Source organism: Pseudomonas laurylsulfatiphila, assembly GCF_002934665.1.
Classification (GTDB): Bacteria; Pseudomonadota; Gammaproteobacteria; order Pseudomonadales; family Pseudomonadaceae; genus Aquipseudomonas; species Aquipseudomonas laurylsulfatiphila.
In genome coordinates this window covers 446653-462401 of the sequence record NZ_NIRS01000002.1, presented here as the reverse complement: position 1 = coordinate 462401, position 15749 = coordinate 446653, and the positions used below count along the sequence as shown (strand labels likewise).

The window sequence follows — 15749 nt, the reverse complement described above, 5'->3', positions numbered from 1 at the left end:
GCTCCGACACCCGGGTGGAAATATATATTCATGTGCGCCTGTTGTGTCTGCAGTATTGCTGAATGCCGAGCCTGTCAGATTCAAACTAAATGTGCGTTAAGGCGAGCCAAAGTGAAAAAGTCACTCATCCTGTTGACCCTGCTTGCCCCCCTTGTCGCCATTGCTGGCGAACCTGATCATCTGGCCATCTGCAACAGGCTCAAGCCAGATATCACTCGTAGTTACGGCGTGCACAACTTGGTATTGGTGGATAACGGTAGTTCATACGTATCCGGCGAAGGGGTTGTGCTCTGTGTATATGACGGCATTGTCCAGAAGTTCTACGCCGATAGTTCTGTCAGGGTTATGGCAACACTGAATATCGCCAACAATAAATACAACGTCCTGTTCTAATGGTGGGTTGTCACTGACGAGCTAGAGGTTCTGACACATCTTATGCTGGTTATTGAAACCATGCTCTTTCATCAGGCGCTCCAACCCGGCTTGTTGAATATTACGCTCTGCCCTTTAACCTGGTGAGTCCAATGGCTTCGTATAAAACCTGGCGCGCGTGGCCAATGAGTTTTTTTATCAGGTAAAGGAGCGCAGAATGAGCAGCCCGGCGTTCGAATGAAGTGCCGCAGGCGGGGCTGGCGTGTAGTCATCTCGAGCACCAGGGGTAGGGCCTCTCTCGGCGATGATGAGCGCTTGCTGACGAAGGCAAGGGCTGGAGACGCGCTTTGAAACCATTCCCGCTCAGACCTGGCGCCTCAACTCTGGACATGTTTCTTCAAGCGTGTCTGCCACGTCGTGACGCTGTTCCGCCAACCTTGACGGAAAGAGCGGTCATCCCCGGCATTCCCAATGCTCGCTACAGGCTGGACCACGACCTGACGCCTTTCATTGAGGATGCGGTTCAGTCCAACAAGCGTGAGAGCGAGGAGCTTGCCAAGGCCGGGAAGTCGAACCATATCCTTCCGCTGGCCAATATGCTGGCGGTTTCCGGTGGCGGCGATGCGGGCGCCTTCGCAGCGGGACTGATTGCGGGATGGACGACGCATGGGACTCGCCCCCAGTTCAAGGTCGTCACCGGCATTAGCGCGGGTGCCCTGGTCGCTCCGTTCGCTTACCTGGGGTCCGATTACGACAGCGTGATTCGGCATGTCTCCAACGCAATCGGTCCCAAAGACATTTTTCATTCACGAAACGTATTAACCCGTTTCGCCAGCGACGGTATAGCGGACAGCAAGCCACTGTCGCGGCTCATCGCAAAATACGTCACGGCACAGATTCTTGCGGCGATCGCGACGGAGTACGCCAAAGGACGAATCCTGCTGATCGGCACAACCGACCTTGATTCGGGGCGGCCCGTCACCTGGAACATGGGCGCGATTGCCGCAAGCCAGGCACCGGGAGCGCTCGACCTCTTTCGCAACATCATGCTCGCGTCAATGAGCATTCCCGGTGCAGTCTCACCCGTCATGATTGATGTGGACGTTGACGGCAAACAGTTCCAGGAAATGCACGTGGACGGAGGGGTCATCACCCAAGTGTTTCTTTACCCACCCAGCACCGTGATGGCGCTGAGCAAAGCCACCGGAGCACCGTTGCGATTCGACCGACATTTCTATGTCATTCGTAACGGGACACTGGAGCCGCAGTGGTCCGGGACCAAGCGCCGCACATTGAGCATCGGCGGCCGGGCCATCAGCGCCTTGATTCAAACCCAGGGGATCAGCGACCTGGAGCGTATCTACCGTATGGCGCAACAGGATGGGGCGGATTTCAATCTTGCGTACATTGGCTCCGACTTTAACTTTGCGCACGATCGGAAATTCGATGGCGAGTACATGAAGCGTTTATTCGATTACGCCTTTCAACTCAGCGCGAAGGGCTATCCGTGGCATAAATTGCCGTACCTGGAAAACGCTAAACGATGAAACAAGCGCGTCATCGAACATTCAGATTTTTTCCGGGGAAACCACCCACACGCTGCAGGGCAACTTGTACAGCAGATGTTCCACCGTACTGCCAACCAGCCGCTCCATGCCGCGATGACCAATGCGCCCCATGACAATCACATCGATGTCGCAGGTCTGCGCGTAGCTGGATAGCACCTTGACTGGACTGCCCATGATCATGTGCTGGTGCTCCGGCGGGATACCGTTGCGCTCAGAAAGTTCGCGAAACGCATCAGCCTGCGCTTCGAACAGCGACTTGGCTTTTCCCGAGGAGAAAAACGCCGATCCATTGCTGAAACCGAATTCGTCCGCACTGATGCTGGAAAGGTCATGGGCGTAGATCACGTCCAGTTCTGCATTACAGGTGCTCGCCAGTTTGGAGGCCTCGCGCAGAATGCTGTCGTTGAAGCCTTCGTATTTGCCATCAGAATGGAAAGGGTCAACGGCGGCGACGATCTTGCGCGGCAAAGCGTTGTGCACATGACTGACAAAATGCAGGGGCACCGGGCATTCATGTAGCAGGTGGATATCCAACGGCGTAAACATCAGGCGTGACAGCAGCGATTCGTGTTCCAGCGCCTTGATCAATACGGCCATCGGCTGTTCTTTGAGATGAATGAGGATTTCCTGCAAAGGCCTTTCGACCCAGACGACCTCCGTGGTGACGTGCACACCGATCTTGCGCAACGGGCGGGCCTGGTCTTCGAGCCACTGACGATGGCGCTCGACATAGCCCAGCCGCATCTGTTCCAGCGCCTGTCCATTGACCAATCCGGCAGTCGCCAGCCCTTCAAGATAATCGAACGCCACGATGTGCAGGGCAGCACCTGAAGCCTTGGCCAAGGCAGCGGCCCGGTCGAAGACGGGGCTGTTTTCCATCAACGGCGAAACGACCAACATGAAGCGTAATTGATCGGACATGACAGATCTCCGGTAGGTAGTCGCGCAATCGCTTGCCCCTAGCCTGCCGCTGTTCGGGGCGCCGGGTTTGATCTTTGTCAAATGGAAGGGAACGGATGGCGTTGCCCGACGTGCGGTTGTCCGGGCTTCGTCCAGTGACGAAATTGTTGACCGTTATCAATTTTTCGTCCGACTCCCCGGCGCAATCTTTGGGCTCATGCTGAACTGCGGCATACGTACGGTGGAGGAGGGAGCACCACGCCAACCATGAGAGCGGCTGTATTCGTCGAAAGGAACTGGACCATGCATTCTCGAAGCAGTACGGAGGACTCTATGATCATTGATATCAAGGCAAAACCGGCAAGCCATTGCTGGGTTGTGTGCATGGATGCCTTGAAAGTGAACTTCAACACTCTGGGAGAAGCACAGGCATTTGTTGGCCAGCTCACGGCGCGTATCGAGGCGCCCCATGTCTGGCCAAGCGGCGCTAGCCTGGCAGGGGCAGCGCCGCTTCGCCGCTTGCGTGATCCGGGGCCAGGTGTTGCTGACCCTGGCGTTATGGGCGGGTATGGGGCTGTTCTGATGGATATCGCGTGCGCAACTGATAAAAATCAAGTGGTCGGAACAAGGAGCAATCAATCTGTGGGTCTACTCCCGGATTGAAATGGCCGCGTGCCGAGGTGCCCCATGACGCAATCTCAGCGTTTACTCTTGATTGCTCCTTCAGCCATGACTCGGACACCGGCATTCGACCGGGCTGCTGCGCTGGCGCTCGCGATGCAATTGCCGTTGCATATCGTGGCGTTCGACTATTCCCAGGCCCTGGCGGTGGCCGGGTTGTTCGCCCCGGAACAATTCAATCGGGCTCGGGACGGCTATCTGCAAACCCATCGCCAATGGCTCGTGGATCAAGCCGGATTGTTGAGCAAGCAGGGTGTCGAGGTCACCAGCGAAGTGGTGTGGGTACAGCATCCTTATGAGGAGATTCTGAACTTCATCACTGAGATGCCGCTGGCGCTGATCATCAAGGACGCCCAGGAAGAGTCGGCGTACAAGCGAGTATTTTTTACACCGCTGGATTGGCAGCTGCTGCGCGATTGTCCTGTGCCGGTGCATCTGGTGACGACTGCGCTGAATGCCCGACCACGCAACGTGCTGGCCATCATTGATGTGTTGCGCGATGAAGATCAGGACCCTGTGTTCAACGACCAGATTATCAGCGCCGCGGCGAAACTGGCGGCGGTCTGTGATGCCAGTCTTGAGTTGCTGCATGTGTATGACTGGACGGCTATATATGTCCAGGACATGGGCATTGGCGCATTGCCGCTGGCCAGCGGGATCCATGAAATGTTGGGAGCGGCTCAGCATGAGGCATTTGCGGCCATCGCTGAACGCCACGGCGTGTCACCGCAGCGTCGTCACTTCATAGTGGGGGCACCCGTGCCGAGTATCTGTGAATTCGTCTCGGACCACCGTACCGATGTGATTGTCATGGGCACGGTACAGCACAAGGGCCTGAGCAAATTAATCGGAACCACCGCCGAGCACCTGCTGCATCGGGCGCCGTGCAGTGTGCTGGCGATCAAGCCGGGAAGAATGCTGCAATCCTGAGGGCTGGATCGCCCCGCGACGAACCGGTGGCCGGAACATCGCGCAGCGTTTGTTCTACAGGTAAAGACGATGGATCACCTGACGGCTGTCGTCGGGATCATTGTGCGTCTCGAATCCGAGCGCCTTGGCCAGGTCGCGCATGGGGGTATTGCTGGAGGCGTCCACCGAATACATCTGGCGAAAGCCGTTTTTGCGCGCCGCCTTGATCAGATGCTCCATCAACAACGTGCCCAGCCCCAGATGCATCCATTCATCGGCGACCGTGACGGCACATTCACACTCATGCTCGCGGGTGGCCGCGTAACGGCTGATGCCGATCTCGACCAGATCCCCTTTTTCATGGACCAGGGCGACATAGGCCACACGCTGTTTATTGTCCGTGTCCATCAACTGATCGAGCATCGCAGCGCCGGGTTCGCTGATCTGCGCGAGAAAGCGCATATGACTGGATTCGGGAGACAGCCGTTTGATGAAGGCGTATTCACGGTCGCGATCCTTCTGCGCCAGTGGTCGGATCAAAACGTGGCGACCGTCCCTGAGCGCTTCTATCCAGTATTGGCCGTCGACCGCGGCATAGGTGGCCGCGGCCCGATCGTTGTGGTCTTTGACGGTAAGCATGGGGTGTTCCTCCAGTGCGGTTTGCAAGATTGGCATGCGGAAGAAAATTCGCGTTTGAGTTCTTTTCTACTCCGCTGGCGACGTTTGAATCTGATCTGGATCAGACAGCTGTGCCGGCGGCACCGGTTTGCGTGGGCTTGATGTAAATCAAACCGCGCCAGGTGATAGAGCGCAGTCTTGAAAGCATCCCGGCACTGTACGACCGGAGTCGAACGGAGGTGTGTGATGGGGCAATATCAACGTTTTCTGCTGATCGCTGATCAAAACCTGCATCAGTCTCCCGCCCAGCTGCGTGCCGTCGCATTGGCCAAGGCAGCCGGGGCCGTACTGGATGTACGGGCCTTTGTCGAACCGGCACCGGTGGTGCATTTATGGCAAGAAAAAGTCGATGACGCAGAGCAACAGCGGTATTTGCGTCGCTACCGCCGCTGGGAGGCCGAAGAGCTCGATCGACTCAGCGACCTGGGGCTGCAGGTGACGGTCAAGGCCGTCTTCACCACCCATGCACTGCTGGATATCTTGAAGACGGTCGAGGATCTCAAACCCGACCTGTTGATCAAGGATGTAACCCTTGAGCCTGTGCTCAAGCGAGTGTTCATCACCCCGCTTGATTGTCACTTGTTGCGTGAATGCCCGATCCCCGTGCATCTGGTCAACCACGTTCGTTACAGCTTGCCGCACCGAATCGTGGCAGCAGTGGATCCGTTCGATCCGTCGACACAATTGAGCGGTTTGAACGACACCATCATTCAGACCGCTAACGCCCTGGCCCTGCAATGCGATGCGCCGTTGCACCTGCTCTACGCCTATGACCTGTCGCCGGCTTTCAACAGCGACGCGCCATTGGCCGGGGGCGGTTGGGGCGTGGATCTGAGCGAAGAGCTGCGTCAATCCTTGCACCAGGCGTTTGTTGCACTGGCGCAGCGCTACAGGGTGCCAGCGGAGCGACGGCATTTCGTCATGGGACTGCCGGTGCCGGTGATCAGTGAGTTTGTCGAGCAATACCTGGCCGATGTCGTGGTGATGGGGACTGCGAATCGGGTGGGGCTCGATCGGTTGATCGGCAGCAACACCGAGCGGGCGTTGTACTCTGTGCCGGGCAGTCTGTTGGTGGTCAGGTCGCGTGCCAGGGAGTGAGCGCTATCGCACCGTTGAACTGACCTGTGCGCAACAGCGCCAGCCAGCACCATGGCACGCATGAAGATTCTCCAGGCTTCAGGTGTCAGTGGAGGTTGCGATGGCAGCCCACGTTCAGTTGCTTGAGCCCGTCCATGTTCAGGATCTTGACGTCGCGGCCGCTTATTTCCACCAGTCCCTGGTCTCGCAGGTGCGCGATGCCCCGACAGATGGTTTCAAGGCGCAGGCCCAGGTAGGAGCCAATTTCCTCCCGACGCATTTTCAGCACAAAGCTGCTGGACGAATAACCGCGGGTATTCAAGCGCTGCGACCAATTGAGGAGAAAAGCGGCCAGTCGTTCATCCGCGTTCATGTTGCCCAGCATCATCAGCATGTCGTGATCGCGAACGATTTCCCGGCTGAGGATTTTGTTCAGGTTGTGCTGCAACGAAGGCAGTTCCCGGGCAAGTTTTTCCAGGTGAGCAAAATGGATGGGGCAGACCTCGCTATCTTCCAAAGCAACGGCATTACACGCATGCAGATCGGTGCTGATGGCATCCAGACCAAGCATTTCGCCGGGGATTTGGAACCCTGTGACTTGCTCGCGACCATCGACCGACAGCACGCTGGTCTTGAACGAACCGATTCTCACCGCATACAGCGAACGCAACGGGTCGCCCGCGCGGTAAAGCGTTGCGCCCTTTTTGACCTTGAATCGTTGCACGATCAGTGTGTCGAGACGTTCGATTTCCGGACCGGTCAGGCCAAGCGGCAGGCACAGCTCCAGGACGCTGCAGTTGGAACATGCAGACTTGAGGTTTTGACTTTGAATCTGCATGGCTTCAGACATGACATGTCTCCGCACGAATAGGATCAGCATACGCGCTAGCAGCCCAGGCCACCCTTTGTTCCAACTTATAGTGGATGTAATAGACGAACGGGTGAATGCCTCGTTGCGTCTGCTGGACCAATGCCCATTGCCTGTGCGTCATTCAGTCAATACGTACTTTCTGAGCGTTGATGTAAATCAAGTCATGAGCGCTGCAGGCGCTCAGAATCGAGAAAAACCTGTTGGTGGCCTGATCCGCTAGCGGAGAAGTTCAAGAGCGATTTTTCGTGTGCCGGGCAACTGCAGGCACATGACGTCCAGGCTGAGCCGGTAATGGCCACAGTACTCAAGCGAGCCTTCTTCACACCGTTGGATTGGCACTTATTGCGTCACTGTCCGGTGCCGGTTTTTCTGGTGGGCGGGAGCAGCTTCGTTTTGCCTCGCAAGGTAGTAGCAGCGGTCGAGGTACCGGATGTCGAGTCTACCGACAATGAATTGAACGACCGAATCATCAAGCAGGCTTGCAGCCTTGCGATGCAGTGCAACGCCGAGCTGCATTTGCTGTATGCCTGTGATATCTCGGCCGCTCTTCTGGCGGACATGGGCGGCCCGGTGACGGTGTCGAGTGAGTTTGCCAATGAACACAATGTGGATGTGATCGTGATGGGCAGAGTCCAGTCCCATGGCGTGGACAAGTCCTGCTGCGTTCTGGCGGTCTGGATCCTGTCCGTACCAGACTTGATCCAGACCGTCAGTTGAGTCTGATACGAGTCAGAGAGGGGATTATTTGCGCTTCCAGTACTTTTGCATTTCCAGAAACAGGAAGGATGCGGTCCATGTGATGAGCACCAGCCCGGTAAGGGCTTGTAGACCGGTCAAGTATTTGAGGTTGCCCACAGGCGAAATATCGCCGAAGCCGATGGTCGTGTAAGTCGTAAAGGAAAAGTAAACGCAGTCCATCAGCGAACCGTCGAAGTTACCCGTCAGGCTGCCCCATCCCCCTGAGTGCAACATCAGGTAATAGACCAGCGCAAAGCACCAGACCTCTATGGCGTGGGCCAGGAGGGCGCCGAATACGCCAACCACGATTCTGAAGCGGTGCCACACCTTGAGCCGGGGCAGCCAGTCATTCAGGCGTAACAGGCATTCGTAATGGATCACTACGGCGATGACCACCACCAGCGTATTGATCAGCGTGACTGCCAGCATGGCAAATCTCCAGCGATAGGGGAGGCAGTGCATCTGCGTAGTTCTACGCGAGGAAGCCGGAAAATCGTTGAGCTGAATCAACAAGGGTTTAAGTCATCGAAAGCCAGTCGCTCCGTTAACGATAGCTGTTGATTAGTTGATAAAAGTCAGATCCCCCACGGTATAACGCCAAATAATCGAACTGCCGCTTTCCGGTCGCAACAAGTCGACAGGACTTTTTGCTGGCTGCAGTCACGAGTTCGCTCGAAGTAACAAACGTTTGACACAAGGCTCGACAGCCAGGCGGGTTTGCAATCAGGCAGGTTTCAGGGCGAGGTATGTGATGCTCAAACTCAAACGCATTCTATTGATAGCACCCAGCGAAATGACCCTGACCCCGGCGTTTGAGCGTGCACATGCCTTGGCTGGTGCAACCGGTGCCTTATTGCACATTGTCGCGTTCGATTATGTCCAGGCCCTGGCGGTAGCCGGTCTGCTTGACCATGACGCGATGGCACAGGCACGAGAAGGCTATCTGCAGGTTCACCGTCATTGGCTGGAGCAGCAGGCCCGGTTTCAACGATGCAGCGGCATACAGGTGACCACCGAAGTGGTCTGGGCCAGGTCGAGCCTGACAAACCTGCTGGAATACGTGAACGATTTTCTTCCGGACCTGGTGATCAAGGACACCCATTATGTGCCGGCGCTTGACCGTGCCTTTCATCGGCCCGTGGACTGGCGATTGCTACGCGAGTGTCCGACCCACCTGCACTTGGTGACCAGCGCCCAAAATCCCAAGCCCTTGAAAATTCTCGCGGCGATCGATCTGTCCCATCTAGAGGAACTCACTCAGGGATTGAATGACCGAATACTTGACCTGGCCTCTACTCTGGCGGCCAGTTGCGGTGCGCAGTTGCACTTGCTTAACGTCAGTCGTTGGTCAGAGATAAGCGATGCGCCGATGAGTGTACCGACAGGCAGTCTTGATGAGAATTTGAGAAACGCTATCGAGGATGCCCAACAAGAGGCTTTCGATGTGCTTGCCGAGCGCTACTGCATCAAGGATGCCCACCGACATTTATTGACGGGCTCCCCCCACAAGGTAATCGCGCGGTTCGCTCAACAGCATGCTTTCGACATGGTGGTGCTGGGCACGGCTTATCACCATGGGCCTGAGGGCTTTATCGGCGATACCGCCGAGAGTGTGTTGAACCGGGCACCGTGCAGTTTGATGATCGTCAAGCCATTATCGGGGGGCAGGATGTAGGAAGGCGGGAAATCGGGAGGGTTTTGTCATGCTTTGAGTGTGGTCGTGTATTCGCCAAACCCCGGAAACGACAAAGCCCTGAATAATCAGGGCTTTGTCGTATAAAGATGGCGGAGGCGATGGGATTCGAACTCATGGACCTGTTACAGTCGACGGTTTTCAAGACCGTTGCCTTAAACCACTCGGCCACACCTCCGTTTGCGTTGCGGGCGCCATAATACCTGAATGAAACACACTGTCAAACTCTCTGCATAGCTAGTTACAGAGCGTCTGTTATGATCTTTGCGACTGAACGTTTCAAACCAACAGGAGTGTCGCCATGCGCGAACAGGATTACGCAGTTAATAACAGCGTGCAGGCTGAGCAGCTAGAGGTTAGCCGCGTCCTGCGCAACACATACGGCTTGCTCGCCCTGACCCTCGCATTCAGCGGTGTAATGGCCTACGTTGCCCAGCAGATGCGTGTTGGCTACCCGAACGTTTTCGTGGTGCTGATCGGCTTCTACGGTCTTTTCTTCCTCACCAACAAACTCCGTGATTCGGCCTGGGGCCTGGTGTCGGCATTTGCCCTGACCGGTTTCATGGGTTTCCTGCTCGGCCCGATCCTCAACCGTTACCTGGGTATGCAGGGCGGCGCTGAAGTGGTCAGCTCGGCCTTCGCGATGACCGCGCTGGTGTTCGGCGGCCTGTCGGCCTATGTGCTGATCACCCGCAAGGACATGAGCTTCCTTGGCGGTTTCATCACGGCAGGCTTCTTTGTGCTGCTGGGTGCGACGCTGGCGGGCATGTTCTTCCAGATCAGCGGTCTGCAACTGGCGATCAGCGCAGGTTTCGTGCTGTTCTCCTCGGTCTGCATTCTGTTCCAGACCAGCGCCATCATTCATGGCGGCGAGCGCAACTACATCATGGCCACCATCAGCCTGTATGTATCGATCTACAACCTGTTCGTCAGCCTGTTGCAGCTGTTCGGCATCATGGGCCGTGACGATTGATCGTCGGCCTTGAAGTAAAAAACCCGCTCAGGCGGGTTTTTTATTGCCTGGAATCCAGGGTTATTCGGTAATGACAATGCTGCCGTCGGCTTGCTGGCGGTAGAGGGTGTAGGGCAGCAGCAAGGTGTCCAATGCGCCGGACACGACCACGTCGAGCAGCACGATGGCGGGGGCGGGGCCATGTACCTGCGCATCCCGACCGTTTTCGAGGGGCGCGTTGAGGTAGCAGAAGTCGTAGGTCACGCCGCTGTAGATTCGCGGTACCGCACCGCAGTAACTCTTTTGTTTCTGGAGACTTTTCGAGGCCACTTCGTCACTGCGCACAACCGTCTGAATCGTGCCGCAACCCGCAAGCATCATTGCCGCCAGTAGCATTGCCTGAATTTTCATGCCGTCAATCCTTCGCCGGAAACCATCAATCTACTTCAGCCTGAAGCAAATATCACTCACGCCATGGGCGGTAACCGGCGCTTGACCGGGGTTTTCTTGACGATGGCCGTGTTGGTTTCGGCGTGGGTGTTGAGGCGGTCGAGCAGGGTGTCCAGTTGTTCCATCGAGCGCACGTGCAGGCGTGCGATGAAACAGTCGTCGCCGGTCACCTTGTCGCACTCGGTGAATTCGGGAATGGCCATGATTTGCCGCTCCACTTCTTGCAACTGGCCCGGCAACGGGCGAATACGCACGATGGCCTGGAGTTGATAACCGAAGCTTTTCGGGTCGATTTCAACGGTGTAGCCCTTGAGCACGCCACGTTCTTCCAGGCGGCGCAGGCGTTCGGCAACACTGGGGGAGGACAGGCCGCTGATTTGCGCCAGGGCCTTGAGCGAGCGTCGCGAGTCTTCCATCAGGGCCGTGATCAGCACTTGGTCGATGTCATCGGTCATGGCGAAACCCTCTGTTAGGCATTTTTTCAAAACTGCCTTCATAAAAAAGGCCGATTCAGAGTTTAGCCTGCTTTTTGCTATGGAGTAGCGCTGTGGTGCATCGGCATACTTTTGCCACAAACACAGGAGTCTGATGATGGACAAATCCCTACGCCGCGGTTCGTTTGAAATGACGGCCGCCATGCTGATCTCCGGCACCATCGGTTGGTTCGTGCTGGTGTCCGGGCAACCGGTACTGGATGTGGTGTTCTGGCGCTGCTTGTTCGGTGCCGGCACCTTGCTGCTGATTTGCGCCGCCTTCGGCTTTCTGCGCCCTGGCATTCTGACCCGCACCACGTTTTTGCTCGCCGAGCTCAGCGGGGTGGCGATTGTCGGCAACTGGGTGTTGTTGTTCGCGTCCTATTCCCGGGCGTCGATTGCCATCGGCACCGCCGTCTATAACGTTCAACCGTTCATGCTGGTCGGGCTGGCGGCGCTGTTTCTCAACGAAAAGATCACGACGCAGAAAATGCTCTGGCTGGGCGTGTCGTTTCTCGGGATGCTGGCCATCGTCAGTGCCCATGGCAGCCAGGGCGAGAGCGGTAGCGATTACCTGACGGGCATTGCCCTGGCATTGGGCGCGGCGTTTCTCTATGCGATTGCCGCGCTGATCATCAAGCGTTTGACGGGGACGCCACCGCACCTGATTGCGCTGATCCAGGTCAGCACCGGCGTGTTGTTGCTCGCGCCATTCGCGAATCTTTCGGTACTGCCGCAGGCGCCGAGCGCATGGGCCAGCCTGGTGACACTGGGCATGGTGCACACCGGTGTGATGTATGTGTTGCTGTACGGCGCCATTCAAAAACTGCCGACTGCGCTGACGGGGGCGCTGTCCTTCATCTATCCGATTGCGGCGATTTTCGTCGACTGGTTTGCCTTTGGCCATCGTCTGGAGCCGCTGCAGTGGATCGGCGTCGCGGCAATCCTGCTGGCCGCCGCCGGTATGCAGCAAGGCTGGTCACTCAAGTTTCGGCGCAGGGTGACGCCGTAACCCGCCTCACCGGCTTCAAATGTTCCAGCGCGGTGCGTTCCTGGCCAGGCGCTGGCGCATCTCGCCGATGTTGGCCGCCAGTTGTTGAGTCAGCAGGCGATAACCGTCCAGCGCGTTGTAGACCGGTGCATCGAGGCTGACCAGCGGCACCTCCATGGGCCGATCGAGGCGCTGGGCGGCGCCTGATTTCAACGCCCGGGCCATGCCGATCAATTGCACGCGGATCTGTCGATGTTCGGCTTTCAATGCCGTTTGCAGGAGCGTCATGGCCTCGGGGTCATTGGCATCCGGTCGGGTATTGCCAAGGATTTCCAGGGTGCTGACGCACATGCGCAGGTTGCGCTGGATGGCATCGAGCTCGGTCATGGAAATCTTCACTTCCTTGGACACCGACGGCATCAGTGAGCGCAGTTGCACCATCGCCGCATTCAGGCGCGTCATGAGCTTGAGGTGTTCGTCGGCGGTGATGGCCTGGCCGTCAATGATGCGTCCGTAGACTTTCGCGCAATCACGCAGCGCATCGGCCAGGTTGTAGCGCCAGGAATACACCGCGTACAGCGGCAGGGCGAAGGAAAACGCCAGGGCCAGGGCAATGCCGATCAGGATATCCACCCCGCGCCACAAGCCATCGGTGACCGGGTTGTCGCCATGCCCGGCGACGATGAACACGGTAATCGCCGACAGCAGCGCGGTGTAGCCGCCCTTGCCGATGGCGTGATACGAGAAAAACCCGCAGACCACCGACATCGCGAAATAGGTCAGCCAGGGCATTCCGAGCCAGGCCTGTTGTGCCACCAGCGCCAGGCCGACACCGGCGCCGATCAAGGTGCCGATGGCACGCTCGGCGGCTTTCTTGCCGATGTTGCCGTGGTGCTGCAAGCCGCCGATCACCACCAGCATGGTCACCGACGCCCATTCACCGTGGGGCAGTTTGATCCCGGTGGTCAGCAGGATCGTCGCCAGCAAGCCGAGCGACACCCGCACCGCATGGATCACCCGCGCATGGCGGTAGCGCCGGTACGGGTCCAGCAACGGACGCAGCAATCGGCGCAGCAGCGGTGGCAGTCGATCGGCTCTGGATGTACTCAGGCTGGCTCTCCTCAGAAGATGTAGTCGGTGGTCAGGAAACTCGAACTGCGGCCACTGATGATCTCGCTGATCAGGTCCTTGTTGGTCTCCTGGAACTTGGTGGCCACCAGCGTGCGGATCGAAAACACCCGCAGTGCGTCATGCACCGAGAGGGTGCCTTCGGCCGAGTTCTTGCGACCATTGAAGGGGTAGGTGTCCGGGCCACGCTGGCACTGGGCATTGAGGTTGATGCGCCCGACCTGGTTGGCAAAGGTGTCCACCAGCCGGCCGACCGCCACCGGATTGGTGCCGAAGATGCTCAACTGCTGGCCGAAGTCCGACTCCAGCACGTAATCGATCACGGTATCCAGATGACGGTACGGCACGATCGGGATGACCGGGCCGAACTGCTCTTCCTGATAAACCCGCATCTGCGGCGTGACCGGGTACAGCACTGCCGGGTAGAAGAACGACGCCCGGGCCTCGCCACCGTTGGGGTTGACCACCCTGGCGCCTTTGCTCTCGGCATCCGCCACCAGTGCGTGCAGGTAGTCGACCTTGCCCGATTCCGGCAGGGGCGTCAGGGCGACGCCACTTTCCCAGGGCATGCCGGGTTTGAGGTTGGCGAGCCTGGCATTGAATTTGTCGATGAAAGACTCGACCACGTCTTCGTGGACAAACAGGATCTTCAGGGCCGTACAGCGCTGGCCATTGAACGATAGCGAACCGGTCACCGCTTCACTGACTGCATTGTCCAGGTCCACTTCCGGCAGGACGATGCCCGGGTTCTTCGCATCCAGGCCCAGCGCCGCGCGCAAGCGGTGGGGTTTTGGGTGGAGTTTTTTCAGGTCGCTGGCGGCCTTGTTGGTGCCGATGAAGGCGAAGATGTCGATCTTGCCGCTGGCCATCAGCGCGCTGACCGTCTCGCGGCCGCTGCCATAGATGACGTTGATCACCCCGGCCGGGAAGCTGTCGCGGAAGGCTTCCAGCAGCGGACGAATCAGCAGCACGCCGAGTTTCGCCGGTTTGAACACCACGGTGTTGCCCATGATCAGCGCCGGGATCAGCGTGGTGAAGGTTTCGTTCAACGGATAGTTGTAAGGCCCCATGCACAGGGCGACGCCCAGCGGCACACGGCGGATCTGGCCGAGGGTGTCCTGTTCCAGTTCAAAACGGCTGGAGCGGCGATCGAGCTCTTTCAGCGCGTTGATGGTGTCGACGATGTAGTCGCAGGTGCGGTCGAATTCCTTTTCCGAATCCTTGAGGTTCTTGCCGATTTCCCACATCAGCAACTTGACCACGGCGTCGCGCTGCTCGCGCATGCGCCCGAGGAAGGTTTCGACGTGCTGGATGCGCTCGGCCACGCGCATGGTCGGCCACAATCCCTGGCCACGGTCGTAGGCGCGCACGGCAGCGTCGAGGGCGGTCAATGCGGTGTCGGCATCGAGCAGCGGCGTGCTGCCGAGTATCACTTGCTCGTCGCCGTTGGCACCGTTCAGGTACACCGGGCTGCGGACCTGGGCCAGTGGCCCGTTCCAGGTTCTCAGTACGCCATCGACCAGGTACTCACGCTGTTCGGTCTGGCCGTCGAGGCGGTACTTTTCCGGGATGTCGGCGGGGCTCGGGAACAGGTTCTGGAGAATATTGGCTGTGGTCATGTCGCTACCCCTCTGGATTGGGTGATGCACTGATGAATCGTTTTAGCAGACCTCAGCAACCCTTGTCATGACTCATCTCAGCGTTTTGCCGTTCGCGGATTTATCGGCGCCCTCCGTCATGGCCTCAGAAGCGCCCCTTGTTGGCCCCCAATGCCCTCAACCCGCCCGCGTGGAGTGCCTTAGTGTTGAGCTCTCCTTGAGCACAACAAAAAAGCTGCACCCGGCCGACCGGGCAGCCAATGAGAGGACAGCCATGCGGGCAAGCCGATTAACTGAAAAGCCTAGCCTTTGTTTGGCCTTGGCGGTGGGTGTCTTTGCGGCGTTGCTGGCGGGGTGTGGCGAAGAGCCGAAAAACCCGCCGACCCGCAACGAAGCTGGTGCCGCGAGGCCCGCCGACGCCGAGCTGGCGCAGGTCTACGACAACAGCTGCAAGCTTTGCCACGCCAACCCGGCGGCCGGGGCACCGCTGACCGGCGACATCAAGGCCTGGGAGCCACGGGTGCTGCAGGGCGCCGACTCGCTGCTCGATCACGCGATCAACGGCTACAACGGCATGCCGCCGATGGGCATGTGCATGCAGTGTTCGCAGGAACAGTTCCTGGCGCTGATTGCCTTCATGTCCGGCCAGCAAATCCAATAACAAGAACGG

General features: G+C 58.1%; 17 protein-coding genes, 1 tRNA gene and 1 pseudogene. 10 read left to right on the top strand and 9 right to left on the bottom strand.

The window, feature by feature from the left end:
- The first annotated feature begins 111 nt into the window (after positions 1 to 111).
- Both CD175_RS07905 and CD175_RS07900 read left to right on the top strand, forming a co-directional pair.
- The gene (locus CD175_RS07905; RefSeq protein WP_104448414.1) at positions 112 to 393 is read left to right on the top strand and encodes a hypothetical protein; all 282 of its coding nucleotides are present in this window, start codon (positions 112 to 114) and stop codon (positions 391 to 393) included.
- 326 nt (positions 394 to 719) lie between these two features.
- A complete protein-coding gene (locus tag CD175_RS07900; RefSeq protein WP_104448413.1) occupies positions 720 to 1919 on the top strand; it encodes a patatin-like phospholipase family protein in 1200 nt (399 codons plus the stop codon).
- Between the two features lie 21 nt (positions 1920 to 1940).
- On the opposite strand, the gene CD175_RS07895 is transcribed toward CD175_RS07900, so the two are convergent.
- Complete coding sequence (locus tag CD175_RS07895) at positions 1941 to 2861, bottom strand: universal stress protein (protein WP_104448412.1); 921 nt, start codon at positions 2859 to 2861, stop codon at positions 1941 to 1943.
- 312 nt (positions 2862 to 3173) lie between these two features.
- Between CD175_RS07895 and CD175_RS31315 the strand changes: the two genes are divergently transcribed.
- Both CD175_RS31315 and CD175_RS07885 read left to right on the top strand, forming a co-directional pair.
- Positions 3174 to 3503 carry a hypothetical protein gene (locus tag CD175_RS31315; protein ID WP_167399501.1) on the top strand — a complete coding sequence of 110 codons (330 nt, stop codon included), beginning with the start codon at positions 3174 to 3176 and terminating at the stop codon, positions 3501 to 3503.
- Between the two features lie 24 nt (positions 3504 to 3527).
- Positions 3528 to 4451 (top strand): universal stress protein, encoded by a 924-nt coding sequence (locus CD175_RS07885; protein ID WP_104448411.1) that lies wholly within the window; start codon positions 3528 to 3530, stop codon positions 4449 to 4451.
- 54 nt (positions 4452 to 4505) lie between these two features.
- On the opposite strand, the gene CD175_RS07880 is transcribed toward CD175_RS07885, so the two are convergent.
- Entirely contained in the window at positions 4506 to 5069 is a 564-nt protein-coding gene (locus CD175_RS07880) for a GNAT family N-acetyltransferase (RefSeq protein ID WP_104448410.1), read from the bottom strand.
- Between the two features lie 225 nt (positions 5070 to 5294).
- On the opposite strand from CD175_RS07880, the gene CD175_RS07875 reads away from it, so the two are divergent.
- Positions 5295 to 6206, top strand: a complete 912-nt coding sequence (locus tag CD175_RS07875) for a universal stress protein (RefSeq protein WP_104448409.1) — start codon at positions 5295 to 5297, stop codon at positions 6204 to 6206.
- Positions 6207 to 6291: 85 nt separating this feature from the next.
- Here the strand turns inward: CD175_RS07875 and fnr are convergent, their stop codons facing one another.
- The gene (gene fnr, locus CD175_RS07870) at positions 6292 to 7035 is read right to left on the bottom strand and encodes a fumarate/nitrate reduction transcriptional regulator Fnr (RefSeq protein ID WP_104448408.1); all 744 of its coding nucleotides are present in this window, start codon (positions 7033 to 7035) and stop codon (positions 6292 to 6294) included.
- A 294-nt stretch (positions 7036 to 7329) separates the two neighbouring features.
- Between fnr and CD175_RS07865 the strand changes: the two are divergent.
- Positions 7330 to 7773: pseudogene (locus CD175_RS07865) on the top strand (hypothetical protein); the annotation flags it as partial.
- Positions 7774 to 7797: 24 nt separating this feature from the next.
- On the opposite strand, the gene CD175_RS07860 reads toward CD175_RS07865, so the two are convergent.
- On the bottom strand, positions 7798 to 8223 hold the full coding sequence (locus CD175_RS07860; RefSeq protein ID WP_104448407.1) for a potassium channel family protein: 426 nt from the start codon (positions 8221 to 8223) through the stop codon (positions 7798 to 7800).
- A gap of 322 nt (positions 8224 to 8545) precedes the next feature.
- On the opposite strand from CD175_RS07860, the gene CD175_RS07855 reads away from it, so the two are divergent.
- Entirely contained in the window at positions 8546 to 9469 is a 924-nt protein-coding gene (locus tag CD175_RS07855) for a universal stress protein (protein WP_104448406.1), read from the top strand.
- 108 nt (positions 9470 to 9577) lie between these two features.
- Here the strand turns inward: CD175_RS07855 and CD175_RS07850 are convergent.
- Positions 9578 to 9665, bottom strand: a tRNA-Ser gene (locus tag CD175_RS07850).
- Between the two features lie 123 nt (positions 9666 to 9788).
- Between CD175_RS07850 and CD175_RS07845 the strand changes: the two genes are divergently transcribed.
- On the top strand, positions 9789 to 10460 hold the full coding sequence (locus CD175_RS07845) for a Bax inhibitor-1/YccA family protein (RefSeq protein WP_104448405.1): 672 nt from the start codon (positions 9789 to 9791) through the stop codon (positions 10458 to 10460).
- Positions 10461 to 10520: 60 nt separating this feature from the next.
- Here the strand turns inward: CD175_RS07845 and CD175_RS07840 are convergent, their stop codons facing one another.
- On the bottom strand, positions 10521 to 10850 hold the full coding sequence (locus tag CD175_RS07840) for a YceK/YidQ family lipoprotein (RefSeq protein WP_104448404.1): 330 nt from the start codon (positions 10848 to 10850) through the stop codon (positions 10521 to 10523).
- 56 nt (positions 10851 to 10906) lie between these two features.
- Complete coding sequence (locus CD175_RS07835) at positions 10907 to 11344, bottom strand: Lrp/AsnC family transcriptional regulator (protein WP_007973356.1); 438 nt, start codon at positions 11342 to 11344, stop codon at positions 10907 to 10909.
- Positions 11345 to 11480: 136 nt separating this feature from the next.
- On the opposite strand from CD175_RS07835, the gene CD175_RS07830 reads away from it, so the two are divergent.
- Positions 11481 to 12374 (top strand): DMT family transporter, encoded by an 894-nt coding sequence (locus tag CD175_RS07830; protein WP_104448403.1) that lies wholly within the window; start codon positions 11481 to 11483, stop codon positions 12372 to 12374.
- A 15-nt stretch (positions 12375 to 12389) separates the two neighbouring features.
- On the opposite strand, the gene CD175_RS07825 is transcribed toward CD175_RS07830, so the two are convergent.
- Positions 12390 to 13430, bottom strand: a complete 1041-nt coding sequence (locus tag CD175_RS07825) for an FUSC family protein (protein WP_104448402.1) — start codon at positions 13428 to 13430, stop codon at positions 12390 to 12392.
- 44 nt (positions 13431 to 13474) lie between these two features.
- Positions 13475 to 15100 carry an NADP-dependent glyceraldehyde-3-phosphate dehydrogenase gene (locus tag CD175_RS07820; RefSeq protein ID WP_104448401.1) on the bottom strand — a complete coding sequence of 542 codons (1626 nt, stop codon included), beginning with the start codon at positions 15098 to 15100 and terminating at the stop codon, positions 13475 to 13477.
- A 253-nt stretch (positions 15101 to 15353) separates the two neighbouring features.
- On the opposite strand from CD175_RS07820, the gene CD175_RS07815 reads away from it, so the two are divergent.
- Complete coding sequence (locus CD175_RS07815; RefSeq protein ID WP_240628939.1) at positions 15354 to 15740, top strand: c-type cytochrome; 387 nt, start codon at positions 15354 to 15356, stop codon at positions 15738 to 15740.
- The last annotated feature ends 9 nt before the right edge of the window (positions 15741 to 15749 follow it).